The 25,678-nt window shown below is 43.1% G+C and carries 23 protein-coding genes; 18 read left to right on the top strand and 5 right to left on the bottom strand.

From position 1 onward, the window contains the following. Window positions 1–15 precede the first annotated feature (15 nt). The 3 genes from Q4B79_RS01980 to Q4B79_RS01975 all read right to left on the bottom strand — a co-directional run bounded on the left by Q4B79_RS01980 (window position 16) and on the right by Q4B79_RS01975 (window position 2,172). Complete coding sequence (locus Q4B79_RS01980; RefSeq protein WP_303084751.1) at window positions 16–156, bottom strand: hypothetical protein; 141 nt, start codon at window positions 154–156, stop codon at window positions 16–18. Further along, entirely contained in the window at window positions 96–296 is a 201-nt protein-coding gene (locus Q4B79_RS09630; RefSeq protein ID WP_368500042.1) for an IS630 transposase-related protein, read from the bottom strand. The genes Q4B79_RS01980 and Q4B79_RS09630 overlap by 61 nt, the downstream gene beginning before the upstream one ends. Window positions 297–501: 205 nt before the next feature. Beyond that, window positions 502–2,172, bottom strand: a complete 1,671-nt coding sequence (locus tag Q4B79_RS01975; RefSeq protein WP_303084750.1) for an electron transfer flavoprotein-ubiquinone oxidoreductase — start codon at window positions 2,170–2,172, stop codon at window positions 502–504. 244 nt (window positions 2,173–2,416) lie between these two features. Here Q4B79_RS01975 and Q4B79_RS01970 point away from each other — a divergent pair, with 244 nt between their 5' ends. The 11 genes from Q4B79_RS01970 to Q4B79_RS01920 all read left to right on the top strand — a co-directional run bounded on the left by Q4B79_RS01970 (window position 2,417) and on the right by Q4B79_RS01920 (window position 16,085). Beyond that, window positions 2,417–3,004 (top strand): DUF1285 domain-containing protein, encoded by a 588-nt coding sequence (locus tag Q4B79_RS01970; RefSeq protein WP_303084749.1) that lies wholly within the window; start codon window positions 2,417–2,419, stop codon window positions 3,002–3,004. Window positions 3,005–3,016: 12 nt separating this feature from the next. Next, window positions 3,017–3,862: a glutamate racemase gene (murI, locus tag Q4B79_RS01965; RefSeq protein WP_303084748.1), complete on the top strand. Its 846-nt coding sequence runs from the start codon at window positions 3,017–3,019 to the stop codon at window positions 3,860–3,862. A gap of 122 nt (window positions 3,863–3,984) precedes the next feature. Continuing rightward, window positions 3,985–4,956 carry a hypothetical protein gene (locus Q4B79_RS01960; protein WP_303084747.1) on the top strand — a complete coding sequence of 324 codons (972 nt, stop codon included), beginning with the start codon at window positions 3,985–3,987 and terminating at the stop codon, window positions 4,954–4,956. Window positions 4,957–4,968: 12 nt separating this feature from the next. Further along, window positions 4,969–5,142 carry a hypothetical protein gene (locus tag Q4B79_RS01955; protein WP_303084746.1) on the top strand — a complete coding sequence of 58 codons (174 nt, stop codon included), beginning with the start codon at window positions 4,969–4,971 and terminating at the stop codon, window positions 5,140–5,142. Between the two features lie 186 nt (window positions 5,143–5,328). Further along, the gene (locus tag Q4B79_RS01950) at window positions 5,329–7,020 is read left to right on the top strand and encodes a hypothetical protein (protein ID WP_303084745.1); all 1,692 of its coding nucleotides are present in this window, start codon (window positions 5,329–5,331) and stop codon (window positions 7,018–7,020) included. Between the two features lie 150 nt (window positions 7,021–7,170). Continuing rightward, window positions 7,171–9,267 carry an EAL domain-containing protein gene (locus Q4B79_RS01945; RefSeq protein ID WP_303084744.1) on the top strand — a complete coding sequence of 699 codons (2,097 nt, stop codon included), beginning with the start codon at window positions 7,171–7,173 and terminating at the stop codon, window positions 9,265–9,267. A 90-nt stretch (window positions 9,268–9,357) separates the two neighbouring features. Then, entirely contained in the window at window positions 9,358–10,299 is a 942-nt protein-coding gene (locus Q4B79_RS01940) for a MoxR family ATPase (protein ID WP_303084743.1), read from the top strand. 18 nt (window positions 10,300–10,317) lie between these two features. Beyond that, complete coding sequence (locus tag Q4B79_RS01935; RefSeq protein WP_303084742.1) at window positions 10,318–11,289, top strand: DUF58 domain-containing protein; 972 nt, start codon at window positions 10,318–10,320, stop codon at window positions 11,287–11,289. A 166-nt stretch (window positions 11,290–11,455) separates the two neighbouring features. Next, entirely contained in the window at window positions 11,456–13,558 is a 2,103-nt protein-coding gene (locus tag Q4B79_RS01930; RefSeq protein WP_303084741.1) for a DUF3488 and transglutaminase-like domain-containing protein, read from the top strand. Window positions 13,559–13,635: 77 nt separating this feature from the next. Further along, window positions 13,636–15,000 carry a glutathione-disulfide reductase gene (gene gorA / locus Q4B79_RS01925; protein ID WP_303084740.1) on the top strand — a complete coding sequence of 455 codons (1,365 nt, stop codon included), beginning with the start codon at window positions 13,636–13,638 and terminating at the stop codon, window positions 14,998–15,000. Between the two features lie 131 nt (window positions 15,001–15,131). Continuing rightward, a complete protein-coding gene (locus Q4B79_RS01920; protein ID WP_303084739.1) occupies window positions 15,132–16,085 on the top strand; it encodes a WG repeat-containing protein in 954 nt (317 codons plus the stop codon). Window positions 16,086–16,145: 60 nt separating this feature from the next. On the opposite strand, the gene Q4B79_RS01915 is transcribed toward Q4B79_RS01920, so the two are convergent. Then, a complete protein-coding gene (locus tag Q4B79_RS01915; RefSeq protein WP_303084738.1) occupies window positions 16,146–16,955 on the bottom strand; it encodes a Cof-type HAD-IIB family hydrolase in 810 nt (269 codons plus the stop codon). Between the two features lie 76 nt (window positions 16,956–17,031). On the opposite strand from Q4B79_RS01915, the gene Q4B79_RS01910 reads away from it, so the two are divergent. From Q4B79_RS01910 to Q4B79_RS01895, 4 genes are read left to right on the top strand one after another with little or no spacing between them, the layout of a single operon-like run. Beyond that, window positions 17,032–17,286, top strand: a complete 255-nt coding sequence (locus Q4B79_RS01910; RefSeq protein WP_303084737.1) for a succinate dehydrogenase assembly factor 2 — start codon at window positions 17,032–17,034, stop codon at window positions 17,284–17,286. Between the two features lie 5 nt (window positions 17,287–17,291). Then, entirely contained in the window at window positions 17,292–17,693 is a 402-nt protein-coding gene (locus Q4B79_RS01905; protein ID WP_303084736.1) for a hypothetical protein, read from the top strand. Between the two features lie 24 nt (window positions 17,694–17,717). Then, on the top strand, window positions 17,718–19,418 hold the full coding sequence (locus tag Q4B79_RS01900) for a DNA methyltransferase (protein WP_303084735.1): 1,701 nt from the start codon (window positions 17,718–17,720) through the stop codon (window positions 19,416–19,418). Continuing rightward, the gene (locus Q4B79_RS01895; protein ID WP_303084734.1) at window positions 19,412–20,758 is read left to right on the top strand and encodes a TaqI-like C-terminal specificity domain-containing protein; all 1,347 of its coding nucleotides are present in this window, start codon (window positions 19,412–19,414) and stop codon (window positions 20,756–20,758) included. The genes Q4B79_RS01900 and Q4B79_RS01895 overlap by 7 nt, the downstream gene beginning before the upstream one ends. Here Q4B79_RS01895 and Q4B79_RS01890 read toward each other — a convergent pair. After that, entirely contained in the window at window positions 20,755–21,963 is a 1,209-nt protein-coding gene (locus Q4B79_RS01890; RefSeq protein WP_303084733.1) for an NAD(P)/FAD-dependent oxidoreductase, read from the bottom strand. The two genes, Q4B79_RS01895 and Q4B79_RS01890, sit on opposite strands and share 4 nt — an antisense overlap. A 137-nt stretch (window positions 21,964–22,100) precedes the next feature. On the opposite strand from Q4B79_RS01890, the gene pgsA reads away from it, so the two are divergent. The 3 genes from pgsA (at window position 22,101) to Q4B79_RS01875 (ending at window position 25,616) form a co-directional block, all read left to right on the top strand. Then, window positions 22,101–22,748, top strand: coding sequence for a CDP-diacylglycerol--glycerol-3-phosphate 3-phosphatidyltransferase (pgsA, locus tag Q4B79_RS01885; RefSeq protein WP_303084732.1), 648 nt, complete (start codon window positions 22,101–22,103; stop codon window positions 22,746–22,748). A gap of 96 nt (window positions 22,749–22,844) precedes the next feature. Continuing rightward, window positions 22,845–24,953, top strand: coding sequence for a protein-disulfide reductase DsbD domain-containing protein (locus Q4B79_RS01880; RefSeq protein ID WP_303084731.1), 2,109 nt, complete (start codon window positions 22,845–22,847; stop codon window positions 24,951–24,953). 150 nt (window positions 24,954–25,103) lie between these two features. Further along, complete coding sequence (locus tag Q4B79_RS01875; RefSeq protein WP_303084730.1) at window positions 25,104–25,616, top strand: DUF3465 domain-containing protein; 513 nt, start codon at window positions 25,104–25,106, stop codon at window positions 25,614–25,616. Window positions 25,617–25,678: the final 62 nt, after the last annotated feature.

The raw sequence follows: 25,678 nt of genomic DNA, 5'->3' as shown, positions 1-25,678 counted from the left end.
AAGTTTCTCCTTTGGTTAGCCTTGATAAACTGTTCGGTAGAACTGATTGGTGTTTGGGTTAATTTGGGGAACACTGACTTGTGTGCCAATCAGGCTTAAAAATTTTCTATCCATACTGCTACACCAGTGTAGGTAGTCGTGGAATGAGTTATACACAGTACGTCCTTGTTCTTGTTTTTAATCCAAGCATACAAGGTGCCTCTTGAAATATTATAGGTAGTACAAACTGTACTGATATTGTCACATTGTCCTAAGTGGGCTAATACCTTTTGTTTGAGTTCTACCTCATATGCCATCATAATGGGGCTATTTTAGCATGGAGCTTTGGGGTTTGGGGTAAATTGGGTATGGTACCAAACCCACAAACAACCATACATCGGTAGAGTGTATATCGCACCATTTAAATTTTGGTGTTTATTGGTGTGTGGCATGCACTTGATGTGTTAAATTCGGCGGTATCAAAAACCAAGTTCTATAATAGAACTTGGTTTGCATTTTTTATCACATATTTGGATAGTTGGGACCACCACCGCCCTCAGGCGTAACCCACGTGATGTTTTGAGATGGGTCTTTGATGTCGCAGGTTTTGCAGTGGACGCAGTTTTGGCTGTTAATGACAAATCTTGCTCCCTCTGGGGCGTTGTCATCTGCCACCACTTCATAAACCCCAGCAGGGCAAAAACGCTGGGCAGGCTCTGCGTATATGGGTAAGTTTTTGCTGATTGGGACGGTGGGGTCAGTCAGTCTTAGATGACAAGGCTGGTCTTCGGCATGGTTGGTATTTGAGATGAAGACGCTTGATAGCTTGTCAAAGGTAAGCTTGCCATCTGGTTTTGGGTAGTCAGGCTTGTAGGCATGGTCAGCCTTGTCAAGATTGGCAAAATCAGGCGTGCCATCATGAATGGTCAAAGGCATCTTACCACCCATGATATTTTGCTCAACAAAGGTGAACGCACCACCCATGAGCGTACCCATGCGATGAATGGCAGGGGCGAAGTTGCGAGCTTCGTGAGCCTCCTCAAACAGCCATGAATTTTCAAAAGCACTTTGGTATTCGACCACTTCATCGTTCGCTCGTCCTGCCTTGATGGCGTTAAAAATCGCCTCGCCAGCGAGTATGCCCGACTTCATGGAAGTGTGCGTGCCTTTGAGCTTGGCGGGGTTTAGTAGACCTGCGTCATCGCCCACCAGTACGCCACCTGCAAAGGTTAGCTTGGGTAGGCTGTTTAGACCGCCCTTGACGAGCGCCCTTGCTCCATATGATAGGCGAGTACCACCTTCTAAAATGGGGCGGATTAGGGGGTGAAGTTTGAGGCGTTGCATTTCGTCAAAGGGCGAAAAATAAGGGTTGGTGTAAGATAAATCACTAATAAGCCCAAAGCTCACTTGGTTGTTTTCGGCAAAATACAAGAACCAACCACCTGTTGCTCCTGTGTCAGACAGAGGCCAACCTGTGCCGTGCATAATCACGCCTTCTTCGTGCTTATCGGCAGGGATTTCCCATAACTCTTTTAGACCAATGCCATAATGTTGGGGGTCTTTGCCCTTATCAAGATTAAATCGGCTGATGAGGCGTTTACCCAGATGTCCACGACAACCTTCGGCAAAAACGGTATACTTGGCAAGTAGGTCATAGCCTGCCTCAAAGGAGGGCTTGGCCTCGCCATTGGCATTCACGCCCATGTCGCCTGTACGCACACCCTTGACAGAGCCGTCAGTATTGTAGAGGATTTCGCTGGCGGCAAAACAAGGAAACAGCATGATTTCCATTTCTTCGGCCTTTTGGGCGAGCCAACGCACGACATTACCTAGTGAGACGATGTAATTGCCGTCATTATGTAGGGCTCTTGGCACGACACCGCTTGGGGTTTGGACGGCGTGTGTGTCGTTTAGCATCATATAGACACGGTCTTCTTTTGCTTGTACTGTGATGGGAGCATCCATGTTTTTCCAGTCAGGCAAAAGCTCGTCTAAGGCACGAGTCTCCATAATCGCCCCAGATAGGATATGAGCCCCAAACTCTGAGCCTTTTTCAACGACACAAACCATAAACTCGTCCATACCAGCTTCATTGGCAAGCTGTTTTAGGCGAATGGCGGTAGACAGACCTGAGACGCCACCGCCGACGATGACGACATCAAACTCCATAGATTCTCGTTCTATATCTTGCATACTTTATCCTATTGGCTTGGGTGCTAATACACTTTTGGCTAATTAATGACGATACCGTCATCTTGGTATAAATTTGATAAATATATCAAAACAGCCATATTCTACCAATCTTAGCAAATTAGGCAAGTAAATTCTAGAAATTCCCCATAAAAATAATGACTGGTACGGCTGTATTTTTAATTTTGTTTGATTTTTTAGGAAATTTTAGGCAAAATTAACCCAATATTTGTCGTTGGGGATTGGCATGGCATTTGATGGAAAAATTAATGATAATCCATTGACTAAATTTTTAACAACACTGACAAATGAGCGAAAAATACCACCACTGGATAAATGGTCACCGAGTACCATCACGCCGTTTGATATCGTCATCGATGAGCGTGGCGACTGGTATCATGAGGGGCATAAAATCACTCGCCAAAGTTTGGTGGATTTATTTGCCAGTGTTTTATGGGCAGAAGGCGAGGGCGAGCAAAAGCACTATTTTTTAAAAACCCCCACCGACAAATACCAAATTACGGTCGTGGATACGCCGTTATTTATTAGTCGTGTGGATAAAACATACTTGAACGATAAAGAACATATCGTGTTTATGACGGTGCATGGCGATGTTTTGTTGTTAGATGAACATGTGCCGTATTTTAAGGAATTCACCCAAGATGGCTCATCGGAGCATCGATTGTATGTGGATATGCGGTTTAATTTGACTGCCCGCATTAATCGTAATGTCTTTTATCATTTGGTGGAGATGGGCGAGCTGGTGGAGGAAGCAGGGCGGACTGTGCTTGTTCTAACCAGTGGTGGCAATGAATATCGGATTGTTTCTAATTAATTTTGGTTTATTATGATTGTTCAGCATCCTGATTTTAAGGACGACCCTACCGCTCCCATCGGTGTTTTTGATTCTGGGGTGGGGGGGCTGTCGGTGTACTTACAACTAAAATCCCTCATGCCAAATGAGCGGTTCATCTATTATGCCGATACCGCCAATGTGCCTTATGGCAACAAATCAGGCGATGAGATTTTACTGCTGACTTTGCAGGCGGTAGCAAGGCTGTGTAAGCGTGGGTGCAAGCTGATCGTCATCGCTTGTAATAGTGCTTCTGCCTACGCCCTAAATGTACTTCGTGAGCGTTGTACTGTGCCGATTGTGGGGCTGGTGCCAGCGGTGAAGCCTGCTTGTGCTATTACCAAATCTCAAAAGATTGCCGTGCTTGCCACCCAAGCGACACTGCGTGGATATTTGCTCAAAGATGTCATCGACCATATCGCCACCCCAGCAGGCGTGATGGTGCATCAGCATTTTGAGCCAGCCTTAGTGCCGTGGGTGGAGCATGGCATGCCTATTGACAGTCAGGTGGTGGGGCTTTTGACCAAGCAAGTACAAAAATGGGCGGATGACGGGGTGGATGTGATTGTGCTTGGCTGTACGCACTATCCGTTTTTTAAGGGATTTTTGCAAACATTCTTGGATAAAGAGGGGCTTGACATACAGCTCATCGACTCAGGGTTTGCCATCGCCCAAAGGGTTAAGCATTTACTTGCATTTTTTGGGATAGAGACCACCGCCAACGTGCGTCAGCCTTTGTCGCTGTATGCTACTTATCTAGATGATGAGCTGATGTCTACCATCTATCAGCTTAGCGGCGAGACAAAAATAGAGGTCATTAAAATTGATAAATCGCCATAAAAAGGTGTTTTTATTTTTTTAAAAATTCTTTATAATAATATGCTAGATTAGAGTGTCATGGAAATGGTTGTTGCTGATTTTGTATACGACCGTTTTTTATTTGTTATTGTTATGAGGTGTTCATGTTAAATCATCGCTATCATGTTCATGTTGCCTGTGTTGCAGACGACCCTTTGTTGGTTGGTGCTTTGGACGATGTGGCGATATTTTTTGAAAGCCGTGCCTTTTTAACCAAGGATTTGGTGTTGTCTCGTGCAGAGACGGCAAGCTATGGTTGGCGTTGCATCAATGCTGCTGATGTGGTGTTGGTCGTGGTGGGTAATCACTATGGTAAGCCCAATGCCACAGGTGTAAGCCAGCTTCATGTCAGTTACACCAATGCAAAAGCAAAAAATAAGCCTGTGCTGGTTTTTGTGCATCATGACGCCAAGAGTGCAGACGACCAAAAATTACCCGATTTTTTGGCGTTACTGCGACTGCAAGAGGGGGAGAGTGTACATTATTTTGATGACAAGAGCAATTTTATCAAAATGTTAGAGTCGGCATTTAACTCACTTGATTTTAATAAATCTAAGGGCTGGCAAGCGACAGGTGAGAGTGTAAAAACAGCGCTTTTAACTCCTCCTAAGCCAAACAACCCAGAACCGAAAGCAGATACCAAAAATGAGCCTCAGGAGATGGTACGGCCTCGACGTATTGGCAATGACATGGCTTCTTTAAAGCCTGCTTTGGTATTAGATGGAGAGTTTTTGGTAAATTGCACGGCTCATGCCTTTCGTGGAGGTACGCTCATTGAGGTGTCGTTTGTCATGCCCCTAAAATGGCGACAGGTGGTGTCTATGCTGCCTAATGTGGTTTCGCCGTTTTCAGAGCAAGTGTTGGGGAGGGCTCTCAATGAAGTGATTGATAAGGGGACTGCAAGTTACATCGTCGCTCGCCAACATGCTGATGTTCATGCTGTTAGTCGTATACAGGTTTCAAAATCAGATGTGCTTTGGGTTTTAGATGAGCTTGAATTGGCAGAGTGGATTGCATCTGTCAATCAGGGTTCGCTGTGGCAAGCAACTGATAAAGCCCTAAATCTTAATAAATAGCCGAGTATCACTATGTCAAATCAAACCATCTCAAAAGAACAGCTAGATAGCCTAACCGATGTCATGCATGATGCCGAAAAATCACGCACCCTAGAAGAGCAAGTCGCCTACCTAAAATCACAGGGTATCGACCCATCTAAGACGTACGCCAAATGGGACGATGATGATAGTGATGATGACTGGTAATCAATGACAAGTTTGTGAATAAAGCACGATGTTTGGTCGTGCCTTTATTTTTTTTGGATAAAAAGCCTTTAAATGTCATTTGAATGCAATGATTTGAATGGACAGATGTTAATATTTTGTTATAATAGGTCTTTACCATGAGATGAGTGGACTGTTTTAAATGGTTGTGGCTTAGTAAAGAGATAGATGATGATTACCCTGCAAAAATTCGAACGTCTAATTAGTGCCCCCCTTACCCAAAAAGAGGTTGTTTTTACGCACATTGGTCAAGCTGGCGACGTGTTTGATGCGTGGGCGACACTGCTATCTGTCAAATCCAAACACGAGCAGTACACAGAACTCAAGACCACATTGAGTGAGATTTTGGTGGCTAACATCCTAGATGGTGAGCGATTAGTGTTGATGGATAAACTCATGGTGCTTGTTGGGCGTACGGTTGAACAGATGCATGCTGATTATATCTATGAAAACCAAAGTCTATCTAGTGAACAGCAAGCCTCAGTGTATGAGGTGCGTAGTTTGTATTTTTTGATGATTTTGGTATATCGCAATGTGGCACTGCGTCATCAGGACATTGCAAGAGGGGCAGGCGATGGCAAAAAATGGCTAGGGAAGCTTATCCCTACCAAAAAATCTGGCACACTTAGTACTGATAGGGATATCTTGGCGTACAGCATTCATCAGATGATGGTGTTGTATGTTAAGTTGCTTTTGGAGTATGCTTTGCTCTACCAAAAGGTTTCTCCTGTCATTTGGAGGGAGATTAACGCTTGGTACTTAAAAGCGCTGAGCGTGGGTATAAAAGATGTTCAAATGGCGGATTTTGCTCATAGCTATCCCAAAACCTCCATTTATGACCAGTATATGCAAGCGTGTGCCGCAAGTTTTGGTAACTTTTTTGCTTACCGCAGACAAGATATTCTAAATGCCTTTAAGGTATTGCCATCATGGACAAAATATTTTAAAGCCACCTTTGAGGCACGTCCTGAGTTTCGTGTTTTTGTCAATTTGCAAGGCTCACAGCCACCGGAAGTCATCACACCTTATGCCTCCATCAACCCATACAGCAATGAGTATCGTTGTTTGTTCTTTGATTTGGGGGATTTTGTGGCTTATATGGAGCAAGTGTCATCAGGGGAGCATGCTGACGGTACGGCACAGTCGCTGTTTGAGGCACGTTTTGCCAAGATGGTGCTACTTGCCTTTGAACAAAGAACCTTGCAAGAAAAACAGGGCGGTGGCTATGAAAGAGGGTCTGAACTATTAATCGGTTTTTCTTCGGTATTTCACGAAATGTCAGGTGGACAAAATTTATCCAGCATGATTCGTGAGCGAAGTTTGCCAGCGGAGTTTCGTGTACAGATGAACCCTGCCATTGTCGGTGCAGACCATGCCAAAGAAATGGTAAGCGTTACCTATAAAAACGACACGGTGGTGCGTTTTCATTTTGATGAAGAAAAAGAAGATGATGAGGGGATATTATCGCTTGGACCCAAACTGCACATTTATGGTCTGTTTGCCATCAGATCACCTGAGTCTATCAACACAAATCCATGGCGATTGGGTGTGGTGCATTGGGTTGAAAAATCAAATAACGCTGTGCAAGTCGATGGTCGATTTTTGGGGCGTGTGCTGATGGCAGTGGGCATTCGTCTACGAAAACAAGACGGTAGAAGCCAAGAGTTTGTCCATGCCTTGTTGGTAGACGGCGACAGTCTAAGCGAACAAAGTACATTAATTATGCCTCGTTATCATTTTAAGACAGGCGATTATGTGGTGCTTCGTATCGACAACAAAGAAATGGAACTTCGCTTGGAGCGTAATATTCTGACCACCGATGAAATTGAGCAATATCAAATTGTGCGATTGTCTAGCTGATATTGCAGAGGTGTTGGCAATATTGGTATACAAAAGTCGTACAATTTGTATCAAGCAGGCATGAATCTTGCAATGATTTTGGAGATAAGGTGGCGGATTTGAGGTATGGTTTACCGCCATTTCTTAATTTTTTTAGATGTGCGTAATTTTATGAAAAAAAATGTTTTAAATTTATTATTTATCGATGAAGAACAGCTGTATGCCGAGCATTTGATTGAGCATTTATCGGCTTATTTTGATGAAGTGAATTTGGGCTTTTGGGACGATAAGGCTGAATTTGTCAAATCACTGCGTCAAGAATGGGATGTGTTGGTGTTTCATCGTGCCTATGACATGAACTTTACCGATGTGGTGGGTATCATTCAAGAGGAGCAAGTTAGCCTGCCTGTTATTCACTTGGTGCAAAGTGCTGAACAAGCAAGTCTCAACGAGCAGGGCAGTCCTGAGGTCATACATGGCGATATGGTTAAGTCATTGGTGCGTGGCGATGATAAACTCATTGTGGCAACCATCTGTTTGCAAGCGGCTTATATCCGTGCCAAACGCCAAACCAACCACCTAAAAAGCATTCTAAAAGAAGCAGAACAGCGTGCCAATATCCTCATCAAAAACTCAAAATCAGCGGTGGCCTACATCGATCAAGGGGTGCATATTTTTGCCAATGACCCTTATCTTGAAATGTTTGGTTATAAGGCGATGGAAGAGATCATTGGCGTGCCTGTGGTGGATTTGATTGCAGGTGGCGATAACGTCAAAGGTTTTAAGCAGTTTTTGCGTAAATTTGACAAAGGAGACCGCTCGCAGGTGGAGTTTGCTTTTGAGAGTAAACGCACCGATGGTTCGACTTTTGCTTCCAAGCTACAATTGGCCGCTGCCACCTTAGAGGGCGAGCCTGTTACGCAAATGATTATCCAACAAAATGAGGGTAATAGTGCTGAGCTTGCCAAAAAACTTGCCGAAGCCGAGCGTCAGGACTCGTTGACAGGATTGCCAAACCGTCTCGCCTTTACCGAGCGATTGGAGGCGGTACGTGGCGAGGTAGCTCGTGGCGAGCTTAAATCAGCAGCCCTGCTTTATGTCCGTGTGGACGGTATGGGTAAAATTCATTCAAGCACAGGGCTTGCTGGGGTGGATACTGCTATTAAGCAAGTGGGTTGGGTGCTTGACGAAACTGCCAAAAAATCTCATACGGCTTTTGTTGGGCGTTTTAGTGATAGTAGCTTTGCGGTGGTGGTTGAGAGTGTTAATAAAGAACAAGCACAAGCACTTGCTGAGCAGTTATCTGAGCGTGTGGCAGGGTTGCTGATTGAGGTGGGTAGCCGTACTGTAACAACCAGCCTGTCGGTGGGTGTGGTTGTTATGGAGACTAACACGCCTGAGGCGAGTGTGGTGCTAAGCCGTGCAATGGATACCGCTCATGAAATGAATCCTGATGATGAGAGTATGAAGGTTAAGGTCTTTGATATCAGCAGCATCGCAGGTGAAGATGACTCAGCAATGGCGGAGTATATACAGACTGCCCTGACCCAGAATAAACTGATTTTAAAATATCAGCCGCTTTATGATATTGAGACGGACAGCAGTAGCTTATTTGAGGTGTTTATTACACTGCCACAAGCTGATGGTACCGAGATGACTTATGATAAGCTAGTGCCGATTGCCAAAAAACATAACTTGCTCGATAAGCTAGATCGCTGGATGCTCATCAATGCCAGCAAGCACTTGGCGACCATTCGCCAAACAGAGCCAACCGCACGTATTTTGGTGGGGTTATCATCAGCATCATTGGCGGATACCAGCTTAGCAGGTGTCATTACACAGCTGGTGAGAGCCATCGGTGGCGACCATCAGGTATTAACCTTGCAATTTAATGAGCAGGATTTGGTGGATTATATGGCGGTGGCAAAACGTCAGTTCATCGCCCTGGCTAATATCGACTGCCCTGTGGGCATGAATGGTTTTGGTGTAACTGCAAAATCTGCTGAGATATTAGAATATCTGTCGCCAAATGTGGTACGTCTTGCTAGAAGCTACACCAAAGATCTAGATAGGCCAGATAACTTATCGGCACTACAAGGGCTAATTCATAGTGCCAACGAAAAAAGTGCTAATGTCATCATGCCATACATCGAGGAAGCTTCTACGATGTCGATGGCGTGGTCGGTTGGGGCGAGGTATTTACAGGGTGATTATCTACAACCTGCCAGTACCGAGATTGTATTCCCACCACCTGCCGAAGAGGCGTGATGATACCGCCGAAAAACTCCCAATATTACATTGGGGGTTTTCGTATATTCATGTTGTGCCATCAATCATCAGTTGATAGACCGAAATATTATGCTAAATTCCCAAATTCAACCAAAAGCCAAACAACTACTTCATGAACTCAACCAAATCATTCTTGACAAAGAGCAAGTGGTAACGTTGGCGGTATCTTGTATTTTTGCTGATGGACATTTGTTATTGCAGGATTTGCCCGGCATGGGTAAGACCACCTTGGCACATGCATTGGCGATGTTATTGGGGCTGGATTTTAATCGCATACAGTTTACTAATGACATGTTACCTGCCGATATTTTGGGTATGATGATTTATAATCAAAGCGAGCATAGCTTCACATTTAGAAAAGGAGCGGTGTTCACTCAGCTACTCTTGGCAGATGAAATCAACCGTTCTAGCCCAAAAACTCAATCAGCTCTATTGGAAGCGATGGAAGAAAAGCAAGTTACCCAAGATGGGCAAACTTATGAGCTTCCAAAGCCATTTTTTGTGATTGCTACCCAAAACCCTACTCAACAAGCAGGGGTTTACCCTTTGCCAGAGTCGCAACTAGACCGATTTTTGATGTGCGTATCCTTGGGTTATCCCTCCTTAAAGGCGGAACGAGAACTTTTAGAAGGACAAGACAGACGTGCCATGCTAAGTGGGCTTACCGCCATCTTAACGCCAGATGAAGTCAGACAAGCCCAGCAAGAAGTTCAGGCGATGTACATTGCTCCTGTGGTGCTAGACTATATCCAAAGACTGGTGGCTAAGACACGGTCTAGTCGAGAATATCACGGACTATCGCCACGTGGCGTGCTTGCCCTAAAACGTGCTTGTCAGGCTCATGCTTATGTGTTGGGTCAAGATAATGTCTCCATCGATGATGTGCAAGCGGTATTCATGGCGGTGGCAGACCATAGACTGGGTCAGCGATTTGTGCCATTTCATCATCTAGGTGGTCTAACCAAAAGCACGATTGCTGGGCGGATTTTAGATGAAGTGGCGGTGGACTAATTGGTCATTGATGAGATGATGGAAAACTCATTCCAAGATAAAAGTAACGCATTTTTTGCTCGCCGTTCTCCACGTCAAGATAGCGTGTCCTTGGGGCTTCGTAACGTCTATATTTTTTCTAGTCGAGCAGGGCTGTTGTTTGTGTTATTGCTGATTGCAACGTTTATTACAGGTATTAACTACGGCAACAACTTAGTTTTGGGGCTGTGTTTTTATTTGTTCGGCATTTGGCTTGTTTCGGTATTTTATACTTTTGTGCAAATATCTGGTTTGGATATTCGTTTGGTTGAGACTGAATTGGTGGAAGCTGAATCCGTAGGCTATGTAACCTTAGAATTATCCAGTAGAAGTGCCAAACCATCTAGACAAGTGGTGTTGAGATTTGATGGCTGGACAAAGACAGAAAACACCAAAAGTCAAGTTATCGTACCTGCTGTGAGTGGGTCGATGTTGGTTAAAGTGCCAGTCTACGCTTCAAATCGTGGCGTAATGACTTTGCCTCGTTTGACGATTAGCAGTCGATATCCTTTGGGTGTCATGCGTGCGTGGTCGTATGTTTATCTGGCAAGCCCTATGTATGTTTACCCCAAGCCCATCTCTTTTGATTGGCAAAGCATCAGACAAATGGTAGACAGCGATGGCGATGAACAAAGTGCGATGAGTAGGGCAGGTCAAGATGATTTTGACATGTTAGATGAGTATGAGCAAGGCGAGAGCCTATCTAGGGTATCATGGGCTCACACAGCACGAGGCATGGGTATGCTTACCAAGCATTTTAGTGATACTGGGGGGCGTGAGTGGTGTTTGCGTTATGAGGACATGCCATCTGCCATGCACGAATCCAAACTGGGCGAACTTAGCCACGCTGTGCAATCCATGTCAGGTTTGGGTGTGCCATTTATGTTGATACTTCCTAGTGGTCATGGCGATATTGGTGTGGGCGATGATTTTGTACGTCAGTGCCTATTACGCCTCGCCCAAGAGCCTTGATGTTATTTTGTATTTTCCATATTGACGGTTAATTTTTAAGAATAAATCGTCATTTGTTTTGTCATCTAAAGTACCCAAAAATTCATCAATGATACTGCCAAATTGACCATAAAGCAGACATCAAAATATGCCAATATCTAATCAAATATAAACATCTCTTTATTTTATGAATAATAACTTTTGTGAATTTGGACTGGGTAAAAAACTTGCTCAGTCATTTACCATCAAACACCCCCTAAAAAGCATGTTTGCCCTGCCTGCTTACCATTGGTCGCTGATGGCGGTAGTCGCGGTGGTGTTGCCGCATTTGATGGGTTTGCCCATTTGGATTTTGGTACTGCTTGTCATCAGTGCCATTATGCAAAAACCCAGCATAAAATCGTTTGTCAATCGCATCACTGGTGGACGACTAAAACTAAGCTATCGATTCATTCAGCTGACGATGTTTGGGGTGGGTGTGTTGGCGTTATGGGTAAGCTTTGGTCGCAGTTTTGGGGTAGATGTGGCGGTGGGCTTTTTGGTGCTGTGTCTGATGGGTAAAACATGGGAGCTGTACAATAAGCGTGATGCGTATGTGGTGCTACATCTGGTGCTGTTTGTGCTGGCGGCGGCGTTTTTGATGGGGCAGAATCTTGGCACGATGTTGCTTGGTCTAGTCGCCTTGATGACTGCCTTGCTGGGCTTTATCACACTAAGCGATGAAGGAAATAATGATGGCGATGGTAGGCTTCGAGCTTTGGCCATGATTGGTTTGCCTGCTGTGCCACTTTTGGTGGTGCTGTTTTTGTTCTTTCCTAGATTGCCACCACTTTGGTCGTTGCCCATGGCAGGAAAATCCGCCACCACAGGGGTGTCAGACAGTATGTCGCCTGGGGATTTTTCAAATCTTAGTCAATCTACCGAGCTTGCTTTTCGTGTTGAATTTGACAGGCAAATGCCAAGCCGTCAGCAGATGTATTGGCGTGGCTTGGTATTTAGTGATTTTGATGGGGTTACATGGCGACAAGGCGATGATTCTACCAATTTTTGGTCGTCTCGTGATGGAGCAAGTACGCCATCTTGGGCGATGAGTGCCTATAAAGGGACAGAACATCGCTATCGTGTGATTTTGGAGCCAACCGAACAAAATTGGCTATTTGCTTTGGATTATCCGTATTTGTATGCCGAACGTGGCTTGGGCATGACAGATAATTTTACCTTGCAAAGCTATTATCCTATCAGCAATCAAAGGCAGTACCAATCAAGCTATTTTGATGATGCCAAGATAGACGTTTATCTTAGTCAAGAACAAAAAAACCAAAATCTCATGTTGCCTACTGATGGCAACGACAAATCAAAGGAGTTTGCCAAAGAATTGTACGCCAAAACAGGCAATCCCATTACCTACATACAAGAAGTGCAACGATTTATCAGTACAGGAGGGTTTAGTTATACGCTATCGCCACCTATTTTGATTAATAATCGCATTGATGAGTTTTTATTTGGAACAAAGGCTGGATTTTGTGAGCATTATGCTTCTAGTTTTGCTTTTTTGATGCGTTCGGCAGGTATTCCTGCACGTATTGTTGCTGGCTATCAAGGTGGCGAGCTTGGACGTGATGGTAAAAGCTGGGAGGTTCGGCAAATGGACGCTCATGCATGGACAGAGGTCTGGCTAGAAGGGCGAGGCTGGGTACGTATAGATCCCACGTCTTTTGTGTCGCCAGATAGGGTGGAGCAGGGCATGAATGCGGTAACTCAAATGGGAGGAGCTTCCATGTTTGGCGATGGTGTGGTGGCACAGTGGAGTTATCAACAATTTAAAACACTACAAGCACTAAGACGTTATTCTGACCAAATGAGCTATTATTGGCAAAAAAACGTGGTGGGCTACAACCAAGACAAACAACAAAACTCACTATTTAAATGGCTAAACATCAGCAGTTTTGCAGGCCAATTTTGGGTGTTGGTGGGGAGCATCGTGGGATTGATGGTGGTATTTGTGGTGGTGGTGATGTATGGGCGACGAGTGAGGTATCACGCTTTGGACTTGCCTTTTATTAGATTGTCCAATGCACTTGCCAAGCAAGACAAGAGTATGGCACGAGGAGCGAGCGAGGCGTATCTTACATGGCTTGACCGCCTAAAAAATGACGCCAATGCTGATGATATTGACACCCTAAAAACACTTTATCGCAAATATCGATACGGTCAAATCCCAGCAAACAAACAAGTACTGGCACAAATCAAAGAGCTGACAGGCAACATAAAAAACAAAGTAAACCAATAGGTATTTTATCTACAAAATCACAACATGCTTTGTCTGTTTTTGGGTTATAATAAGGCAATTAAAAATTGGAGTAAATCATGACAACTCATTATGATTATATCGCCATCGGTGGTGGTTCTGGTGGTATCGCTTCGGCAAATCGTGCAGCGATGTACGGCAAGAAAGTCGCTATTATTGAGGCTCGCCATGTCGGCGGTACTTGTGTTAATGTCGGCTGTGTTCCAAAAAAAGTACTGTGGAATGGAGCAAATTTAGCGGAAGCTTTGCACAAATACGCTCATGATTATGGCTTTGATGTTGATGTACAGGCATTTGATTTTAAAAGATTGGTCGAAAATCGTACCGCTTACATTGACCGCATTCATACCTCTTACCAAAACGGCTTTAATAAAAATGGCGTAACTAAGATAGATGGCTTTGCCAAGTTCATTGACAAAAACACCGTAGAAGTGACCAAAGCAGACGGCACGGTGGAAGTTTTGAGTGCAGAGCATATTTTGATTGCCACAGGAGGTCGCCCCACACGCCCAGACATTAAAGGGGCTGAGTTAGGCATTGACTCTGATGGTTTTTTTGAGTGGGAAAGCTTGCCAAAATCAGTGGCAATCGTGGGTTCTGGTTATATCGGTGTGGAGCTGGCAGGCGTGCTAAATGCCTTTGGGGTGGATACGCATTTGGTGGTGCGTGGCGATAAAATCCTTAAAAACTTCGACCAAGATATTATCGGTACACTCGCTCAGATTATGACAGATGATGGTGTGCATTTTTATTATCAGTCCTCTCCTAGTGAGATTATTAAAAACGCAGATGACACATTAACTGTCCAGCTAAATACAGGCGAGAGCTTGGTGGTGGAGAGTTTGATTTGGGCGACAGGGCGTGTGCCTGCAACTGATAATATCGGTCTAGATAAAGCAGGCGTGCAGACCAACGACAAAGGCGAGATTGTCGTGGATAAATTCCAAAACACGAGCGTAGATGGCATTTATGCGGTGGGCGACATCATCGAACACGGCGTACAGCTAACCCCCGTGGCGGTGGCAGCAGGACGCAGACTCTCTGAGCGACTGTTTAACAATAAACCCAATGAACACCTTGATTACAGCCTGATTCCGACCGTGATTTTTAGCCATCCTGCCATCGGTACGGTGGGTTTATCAGAGGAGCAAGCAAAAGCCAAATTTGACAAAGTTAAGGTTTATCGTTCGACCTTTACACCGATGATGAGTGCCATCACAAGTCATCGCCAGCCTTGCAAAATGAAACTGGTGTGTGTGGGCGATGATGAGAAGGTTGTGGGACTTCATGGCGTGGGCTTTGGGGTTGATGAGATGATTCAAGGCTTTGCGGTGGCGATTAAGATGGGAGCGACTAAGGCGGATTTTGATAATACGCTGGCGATTCACCCCACAGGTGGCGAAGAGTTTGTTACCATGCGATGACTCTTGTGATATTTGTAAGACAAATGACTTAGGTTGTTTGTCTTATTTTTTTTTGGTTTTTTTGCTTGCCATTTTGGATTTTTTCTGATATTTTGGGGTAATTAAAATTTGTGATTTTAAAAGGAGATTTTATGAAAAAATCACTACTTGCACTGTCTTTATTGGCGATGTCAGCATCTGCTCACTGTGATGTTTGTGCTATTGCCAGTGTTGAAGAATATGAATGTGTACTGTCAGATGTGGTATGTCAGATATTTTATGACAACGACAAATATGGCATCAAGGACAAAGAGGGCAATGTCGTCGTGCCTGCCATTTATGATGACATCAATCATGCCTATGATGTAGATTATGACAGAGTTCCTTATTTAGCCATCAAATCAGAGAATAATCGTTATGGTCTGATGAATGACAAAGGTAAAGTCGTGCTTGCCCCAGATTATGACGAGTTAAGATTTACCAAGAACAATCTAGTCATTGTCGAGAAGCACGGCATGTATGGCGTGATGGATTTGGCGGGCAAGGTGGTGCTACCTATTTCTTATCATGAAATCAGCGTGAATGACGCAGGAGTGGCAGTCGCCCAAACTCGTAGTTATACCGTGTTTGACCCACAGGGTAAATCCATCGCAACCTATCCTGTGGCACACACCTTGGATAATGGTGCTGTGTCATTTTGTCAAGCTGACCATCAAGATGGTACTGGGTGTGGTGTCATGAATGAGGCAGGCAAGGTTGTTATTCCGCCAAAGTATCGTTACGTGCAAGCAATGAGTAATTATTCTGGCGAAGATGATGTTAGTGCTTTGGTAAAAGTAGTTAGCAAACAAAATAAAGTTGCTCTATTTGATGTTAATACAGGCAAAGCACTAACGCCATTTATCTATGATGATATGGATTATGAGGTCAGAGAGGGTATGGTTGGCATAGAAGTAGAGGGTAAATACGGCTTTATTGATAAAACAGGCAAACAAGTGATTGCACCGACATATGATTATGTAAGTTATTTTGATGTAGGGCTTGTTAAAGTCGAGAAAGATGGCGAGCGTTTTTATATCGATAAAACAGGCAAGCGAGTGCCATAAGTGATGTGTGTGGCATGCCCCAATCCATCATCGAGATTGGGGTGTATTTCACACATTTACCTAAATCACACCCAACTCTCTAAGCCCCCTAAAAATCCCATCATCTGTGTGGCTAGGACAGATAAAATCCGCTACGGTTTTTAGGCTTGGGTGAGCATTACCCATCGCTATGCCGTAGCCGACCGCTGATAGCATTTCGATGTCATTAAGACCATCGCCAAACGCCCATGCCTCACTCATGTCCAATCCCAACGCACCCATCACCGTACCAATGCCACGTGCCTTAGAGCCTTGCACATCTAAGATGTCCACGCCACACTCATGCCAGCGGACGGTTTTTAGATTGTCCATCAGCTCCAAGCTTGCCGTTTGGTTATTTTCATAAAATGCCAATATTTGATACACATCATCAGTCCCATCAAATTCCTCTGCCACACGGTAGGGAATGTGTAGGGAGCGTAGGGCGTGCGTCATGCATGGCGTTTCATTAAATGCAATAATCTCATGACGTGTCATGTAGCCATAGGCGATACGCTGACGCACTAGATAGTCGGTGGTGTGCTGTATTTGTTCGGCAGATAGGGGGTAATGTGCCAGCATTTTGCCTTGATATTCATTGTACTGTCCATTGATGGTAACAAAAATCTTGATGTCAGCCTCATCTATCAGCCGATGTACTGCTTTTGGAAATACGCAAATCCCACGCCCTGTGGCGATGGCAACCATAATGCCTTTATCGTGCAGTTGTTTTAGGGCAAAGATGGTGCTGTCTAAAATGCGATTTTCGGCTTTAATGTAGAGCGTGTCATCGATGTCAAAAAAGATGATTTTGGGTGGTGTGGGTATGGGCGAGGCGATGGTATTTGGCATGAGAGCATTGCTGTATTGATAATTGAATTATTTTATGCAAAAATAGCACCCATTGCAAACCTTTTGGGATTTTCTTATGATTGAACCTACCCTACACCAACGCCGTATCATCTACCAAGCCAGACGTGGGCTAAAAGAGCTTGATTTTTATATCGATCCCTATGTCAAAAACCACTACCTAAGTGCAGACGAGGACGAACAACGTGCCTTTGAGCAGTTGTTGTCGTATGAAGACCCTGATTTGCTCTTGTTCTTTTTAGGGCAGGCTCGCCCTGATGATGAACAAGTTGTCCACCTTATCGAAAAAATCAAAACTCTAAAACATGCCTAAGTTTGATGTTTATCGATACCGCTGTTCGCCCCACTCATCATGCATCATGTGTCAAGATACTGCTCGTGGTGGCTGTTTTGGCACTGATGGCGAAGATGGGTGCGACGTGGTGGCAGTACACGGCGGTACTGGTGGTGTTTATTGCTTGTCTGTGGGTGGATACCTCCCATGCTACGCCTGTGCGTGAGCTAAGTACCAAACACCCTGATGATATTTGGTATTTGGGGGTGTATGATGACGATGAGCGTCAAGTGTGGCAGGCTTATCTGAGCTGTGCCAAGCGTGTCGGCAGGGCGGTGCAGTTAGAGTTTGACGTGATGATTCCCTTTGAGGGCAGACATCAGCTGGTCATCTATCCTAATTCGGTATCAGATGGGGACTTTCGTCAGCTATCATCATTGGTATAAACGTATATTTATCAAGGAGTTATCATGTTTCAGTCCATCATCATTGCCGATTTTATCGCCAAACAAAATGCCGATGCCCTCACAGATGCCCATGATAGATTTATGACACATTTTGGCAATAAAGACATTCAGTCAAACATCAAAAACGCTAAGGAAGAACAATACCAAGAGGGATTTTTAAAGGATTTATTTGTGGGTATTTTGGGTTACACCCTAAATCCACAGCCCAATTTTAATCTTACCACCGAACTTAAAAACCAAAAAGGGCAAAAAAAGTGCGATGGAGCGATTTTAAAAGATGGTCATGCCATTGCCGTGATTGAATTAAAAGGCATGGATACCACAGATTTGTCAAAAATCGAATCCCAAGCCTTTGGCTATAAGAACAATCAGCCCAATTGCCGTTATGTCATCACCGCCAATTTCCAAAAACTTCGCTTTTATATCGATAATGCGGTGGAGCATTTAGAATTTGATTTGTTTAAATTATCTTTTGATGAATTTAAAAAACTGTATTTATTATTGCATGTGGATAATCTGCTAAATGACATTCCTCTTAAATTAAAAAACGCCAGTATCAGCCAAGAAGAAAAAATCACAAAACAACTCTATCAGGATTATTCATCATTTAAGCGTGCATTATTTGATGACTTGATAAATCGTAATCCTAGCATCGACCAACTCACTTTATTTAATAAAACCCAAAAACTACTCGATAGATTTTTATTTATTTTCTTTTGTGAAGATGGTGGGCTTTTACCTGCCAATACCGCCCATAATATCATCAAAGAATACGAAAAAGCCAAAGAATTAAATATCCCCATTACCATTTATAGTCATCTTAAAAACTATTTTAATTATTTAAATACAGGCTACAAAACAGACAGTATTGAAATATTTGCTTATAATGGCGGTTTATTTAAGCCCGATGACATTTTAGACAATCTTATCATTAGTGATGATGTGTTATGCACGCACATAAAAAAACTCTCTGATTATGATTTTAAAAGCGAAATCGATGTCAATATTTTGGGGCATATTTTTGAAAATAGTCTTAATGAAATAGATGAGATTAAAGCCAAAATCAATGGCGATACGCTAGATAAAACCCAAACCAAACGCAAAAAAGACGGCGTGTTTTATACGCCCAAATACATCACGAGTTATATCGTGCAAAACACCGTTGGTAAATTATGTGCGGATAAAAAACAAGAATTTGGTGTGATTGACAAAGAATATTATTCAGGTCGCCAAACCAAAACCAAAAACACACTTTATGCCAATCTACAAAATTATCGTCATTGGCTATTGCAAATCACTATTTGCGACCCTGCGTGTGGTAGTGGGGCGTTTTTAAATGAAGCATTAAATTTTTTAATGACCGAACATCGTTATATTGATGAATTGGAGAGTAAATTAGAGGATACGCCTTTAATTTACCAAAATATCGCCAATCATATCCTTGAAAACAACCTATTTGGTGTGGATATTAACGAAGAGGGCGTACAAATCGCCAAACTCTCGCTATGGTTACGCACCGCCGAGCCACATCGTAAATTATCCAATCTTAACGAAAATATCAAATGTGGTAATTCTTTGATTGATGATAAAGCCATCGCAGGCGATAAAGCCTTTAATTGGCAAAAAGAATTTCCGCAAGTGTTTGAAAGAAATAGGTTTGGTAACGCAGGGGGGGGGGGAACGATGGTGGATTTGATGTGGTGATTGGTAATCCGCCTTATGGGGCTACATTGGACATAATACAAAAACAATTCATTCAAGATAACTACCAGTCTTTTGAATATCAGATAAATACTTATGTGATATTTTATGAGCTTGGTTTAAATCTTTTAAGGCATGGTGGCATATTGGGTTATATTACGCCAGCAACGTTTGCTTATGGGCATTATTTTAAAAATATTAGAGAAATTTTTGGTAATTACAATCAATTATTTATTAGTAAATACTTTTATGATGTATTTGATGATGCAGATATTGGAGATACAGTTACTTGGGTTATTCAAAAATCAGAAAATAAAAAATCTGATATTTTTATTCAATTATGCCATAATTCTGAAAGTGCCATGCGAGAACCATCTTTGACAAGCTATGTAGATGTTGTTAATGATGATTTGACTTATAATTTAAATAAGTCGCCTCTGAATATTAAGAAATTTGAAGGAGGTTGTTCGGAGCTTGGAAGTATTTCAAATATTATTGTGGGGATAAAACCTTATCAATCAGGAAAAGGAAAGCCCGCTCAAACTGCACAGGTTGTAAAGGATAAAATATTTACCACTTTTGGTATCCAACTCAATGATGAATACATTCAATGTGTGATTGGAAAGGATTTTCATAGGTATAAATTTTTAAATGAGCCAACCATGTTTATTAAATATGGAGAATGGTTGGCAGAACCTAGATTTACGGCTCCATTTTTTGATGATGAGAAAATTATTATTAGGCAGACCGCCGATAGTCTAATTTGTAATATTGATGATTTAAAAAGAGTTAATCTAAATAATGTGTATAATATCGGAAAAACAAATGATAATTTCAATTTAAAATACCTTTTGTGTATTTTGAATAGTAAATTTATGAATATAATTTATCAAAGTTTATCACAAGAAAAAGGTAAATTGTTTGCAGAGGTTAAAAAAGTTTATTTGGAGAAACTCCCAATCAAAGAAATCCCCTTATCTGAACAACAACCCTTTATCGAAAAAGCCGATTTAATGTTATCGTTAAATAAAGAATTGCAAGAGACGATAAATAAATTTTTGCGTACGCTAAATCGCAGATTTGATTTGTCGGATTTCTCAAAAAATCTACAAAATTGGCACTTGCTCGATTATAAAGCCTTTATTAAAGAGCTTGCCAAAAAGAAAATTAAACTCTCTTTGGGCGATGAAGCGACATGGGAGGACTACTTTATCGCCGAACAACAAAAAGCCATCGCCCTACAAAATCAAATCCACAAAACCGATAATGAAATCAATCAAATGGTGTATGAGCTGTATGGGCTAAGTGATGATGAGATTGCGATGATTGAGGGGGCTGTTTAGGGCAACGCATTTGCACACGCAAAGCCACTTGCCCATGCCCAATGAAAATTATAACCCCCAAGCCACCCTGCCACGTCCAGCACTTCGCCGATAAAATACAGGTTTTGGCAATGTTTGCTTTCAAACGTCTTACTACTCACTTCATCGGTGGACACGCCCCCACGAGTCACTTCGGCGGTGCGATAGCCTTCTGTCCCTGACGGTTTGACTTGCCAGTCATTGAGGCTTGCCCCAATCTCTAATAGGGTTTTGTCTTTGATGTTGGCAAGCTCGGTATCTTTGTCTTTTTCCCAAAAATGAGCCTCTAAGGCGGTTAATAGCTTTTTGGCAAAATAAGGCATTAATGCTGTACGAATGAGCTTTTTGGGGTTGTCTTTTTTATAACCAATTAAAAACTTACCGATATTTAGATTGGGCAAAAGATCAATATGAATACTTTCGCCTATTTCCCAATAATTGGATAATTGCAGTATTGCAGGTCCAGATAAACCACGATGGGTAAATAACATGGGTAATTCAAAACTAATTTTATTATTAGAAACAATCACATCAATGCTAATTCCGCTTAGGTGTTTTATCATTTCTCCGACATTATCGGTAAATGTCATTGGCACAAGGGAAGCGTGGGTGGGGACAATCTTGTGCCCAAACTTGCGAGCAATGTCATAACCAAAGCCACTCGCCCCAAGCGTAGGAATAGACAGCCCTCCTGTGGCAACCACTAGCGAGGTGGCGGTGAGTGTGGTTTCTTTGTGGTCTTTTTTGGTTTTTAGGTGAAAAAGATTGTTGTTTTTATCAATGTTTTGGATATGGGTATTTAAAGAAATTTGCACGCCATTATCATTGCATTCGGTAAGTAGCATATTTAAAATGTCTTTGGATGAATCATCACAAAATAATTGTCCGTGTGCTTTTTCATGAAAAGCGATGCCATGTTTATAAATATAATCCATAAAATGATGTGGGGTAAATTTGGATAATGCCGAACGGGTAAAATCAGGATTATCCCCCACAAAGTTTTGATGACTGACCGTCATATTGATAAAATTACAACGTCCGCCACCGCTCATCAGTATTTTTTTGCCTGCTTTATTGGCGTGGTCGATGACCAGCACGCTTTTGCCACGCTTGCCTGCATTGATGGCACAAAAAAGTCCCGATGCCCCTGCTCCGATGATAATGACATCAAAATGTGATGATTGCATGATAATAATTCTCAAAATATAATTTAAATTCCTTTATTTTATCCAAAAACCGCTCAATTGTCTTATTTTTTACACAAAAATTTTCCAAAAACGACCATTTTAAGGTATGATACACCAAAAAATAACGCTATCTTATCATGACTGATATACCCCAAAAATCCAATACCATTTTTAACCTACCAAACAACTTAACCATCGCTCGCATTGTGATGATACCGCTGTTTGTGGCAATTGCTTATTATCCACCTGCACTTGGCATTGGCATGCCAGCCATTTCTGATAATGCCATTGCACGGCTTGGTATGCTAGATTATAGCGAGAGTATGTTTCGGCATTTTTTGCTTACCTTTGTGTTTGTGCTTGCGGCAGTTACGGATTGGCTTGATGGGTATTTGGCTCGTAAAATGGGACTAACCTCGGCATTTGGTCGGTTTTTGGATCCTGTGGCAGATAAACTCATGGTGGCGGCAGCGTTAATCATCTTGGTACAATGGCATGCTAATATCGTTATGGCGATTAGTGCGATTGTCATCATCAGTCGTGAAATTGCGGTGTCGGCACTGCGTGAATGGATGGCGGAATTGGGCAACCGCACATCGGTGGCGGTGTCGTATGTTGGCAAACTCAAAACCGCTTTTCAGATGATAGCCATTACGGTACTTTTACTCAACTGGGAAAGCCTGCAAACGCTTGGCTATGTACTGATGGTCATTGCAGTGGTATTGACATTGTGGTCGATGATGATTTATCTAAGGGCGGCGTGGCCATACCTAAAACAAAACTAGTTGTCATGGCTGGATACCAAAAACAGACAAATTGTGGCGAAATTGTAAAAATGGCTTATGTTATAATGAGCCGTTTTTTTTGTGAAAATTAAATATATGTCAAAAGTTGCTCATTTTGCTGTCTTATCTTTATTATCTGTGAGTGTGGGTGTGTTTGCTCCTACGGTCAGTCTAGCTGCGTCTGGTGGTGGCGAGTTGGTAGGTTTATTCGCTCAAAAATCCAAATTTTTGCCCGTGCATCAGGCCTTTGGGGTGGAGGCAATGGTGCAAAGCGATGTGCTGACGGTGTCATTTCGTGTTACGCCAGAGCATTATATCTACAAAGATAAAATCAAGCTTACCCTGCCTGATGGGGTTAGTGCAGATACATGGACGTTTGATAAAGCACATACGATGATTGACGACCCAGAGTTTGGGCGTGTGGCGGTCTTTGAACAAGATGTTGTGGCGACCACCAAACTGCATGCTACCGCTGATGTTGAAGCTCCAATTAGTGTCAGATGGCAGGGTTGTGCCAAGGCAGGACTGTGTTATCCGCCAGAGACTGTCAAAACATCAGCCAATCTAACGGCAAGCACCAAACACATCAAAGAGGCTGCCGAGCAAAACGCTGCATATTCCCAAACCTCTAAGCTCCAATTCTTTAAATCGCAAGATATACAAGACAAATCAACATCCATCAAAACCACAACTGATGAGCAGTCGGCTGATGCGTCAAGTTTGTCAGATGTATCATCATCGCCTCTGGTGCAGGTGGTAGGCTCTCAGACATCTGATGTTGATTTGGAAGCCGCCAGCGATATTGCCAATGATACAAAGGTTTGGCAGGATTTGGTGGAGAACGAAACAAGTCATCAGCCAAACATCTTTGAGGAGGGTCAAGACAAAAAGGAAGTTGCTCCATCTGAGAATCTCAGCTCCCAGTCCCCTCAAACTACCCCAAACTCTCAAAATAACCATAAAGCCATCATGGATAATCCTGACCCTTTTGGCGTCCATAAAAATCCTGTGCTTGCGGTATTACTGTTGTTTTTGGCTGGGTTATTGTTGTCGCTGACACCGTGCGTCTACCCAATGATTCCGATTGTTGCCAATATCGTTACGCACAATAAACGTGGCTCCATGCAGGGATTGGCGTTATCAGGCAGTTATGGCTTGGGCGTAGCGACAGCATATGGTTTTTTGGGAGCGATGATTGCGTGGGTGGGTCAGGCGGTCGGTGTGCTTGGCATGCTACAAAACCCCTATGTGCTTGGTGTGTTTGCCATCGTATTTGCGGTATTGGCGTTGTGCATGTTTGATGTGCTAAAAATAGGATTGCCTGCCGTCATCAAAAACCGACTTCATCAACATTCCCAGCGTGCCGATGGTAAGTTAGGTACGTTGGGCGGTAGTTTTTTGGCGGGAGCATTATCGGCATTGGTGGTGTCGCCTTGTGTCTCTGCACCGATGGCAGGGGCTTTGACGGCGGTATCATCAAGCTCTAATGTGTACTTTGGTTTTGTGGCGTTGTTTGCGTTGGGGCTTGGACTGTCATTACCGCTGATGCTTATTGGTGTCGCACAAGGTCGGTTCATGCCAAAAGCAGGCGAGTGGATGAACCGTGTCAAGGAATTTTGTGGTTTGTTGTTACTTGCCGTATCACTATCATTGCTTGAAAGATTGATTTTTTCATCTTTGATACTGGTTATGTGGGCGGTGTGGTTTGCGGTAATGGCGGTTTGGTTATTTAAAATTAAAAGTCTAGCCTCGCAAGGTTTTGGCTTGGTTGCTGCTATTTGGGCGGTGTGTCTTGTGGTGGGGGCAAGCATGGGGGCAAATGACGCATGGCGACCATTGGCAAATTTTAAATCCCAGCATACTGGGTCTGTGGCACGAGCGGACATTAAAATCACGACATTGGGCGAGCTTGATGAAGTGTTGCCTCACCATGATAAAGTATTGGTGGATATTACCGCTGATTGGTGTGTAGAATGTCGCATCATGGAGCGGACGCTATTTACCAACCGACCAGCGGTGCTTAGCGACTATCAAGTCGTAAAACTAGACATCAGCGATACCAATGACGATAGTCGTGCGGTGCTGTCTCGTTATCAGTTGTTTGGGCCACCTGCTTTATTGATTTATAAACACAATCAACTCCAAACTGTACTGCTAGGAGAAGTGGGGCGAGCAGATTTTGAGAATGCACTAGCGAGGTTTTGATTTGACTGCCAAAAATTGTAAGTTGCTTATGAATATTGACAAAAATTGTCATATTTTTCAAAAATTAACATAAAGTCAGCACGCTTATTTTGCAACACTCTTAGGCTTCTGTTAAAATATCCATTGATTTAACAAATACACGGATAATTCATGCATCTATTTCGTCACAAAGCCAAGCAACTTGCATTTCTTTTGATGGTGGGTTTTGGGTTGCTGGCGTGTCAAGAGGGCAGTGTACCGCCATCAACAACCCAGCCAATTTCTCAGACTGCTGTTGTGGCGGATAAAGAACCCATAAAAGAGACGGTAGCAACCTCATCAACTGACTGTCAAAACCAGCTTATCATGCAGAGTTTTGTTGATAGACGCTCTGATGTGCAAGTTAGGGGCTGTGGTGTGGTGGTGGCGACCTTGCCTGATGATAATGAAGGTTCTCGCCACCAAAAATTCATCGTAAAAGTGGCGGATAATCACACCGTGCTGATTGCCCATAACATTGACCTAGCTCCTTATGTTCACGGACTTAAAAAGGGCGATGAAGTGTCGTTTTATGGTGAATACGAATACACCGAAAAAGGTGGTGTGGTTCATTGGACGCACCATGACCCCGCTGGCAGGCATCAAGGCGGTTGGATTATGTACGGTGGTCAAAAATACGAATAAGCGTGCGATATGTGGCGGATAAGACACGTACACTCAAACATCAACAAATCAAGATGAGATTT

It is taken from the genome of Moraxella sp. (assembly GCF_030525845.1).
In the GTDB taxonomy this organism is placed as follows: domain Bacteria; phylum Pseudomonadota; class Gammaproteobacteria; order Pseudomonadales; family Moraxellaceae; genus Moraxella.
This window is presented reverse-complemented; position numbering and strand designations above follow the sequence as displayed.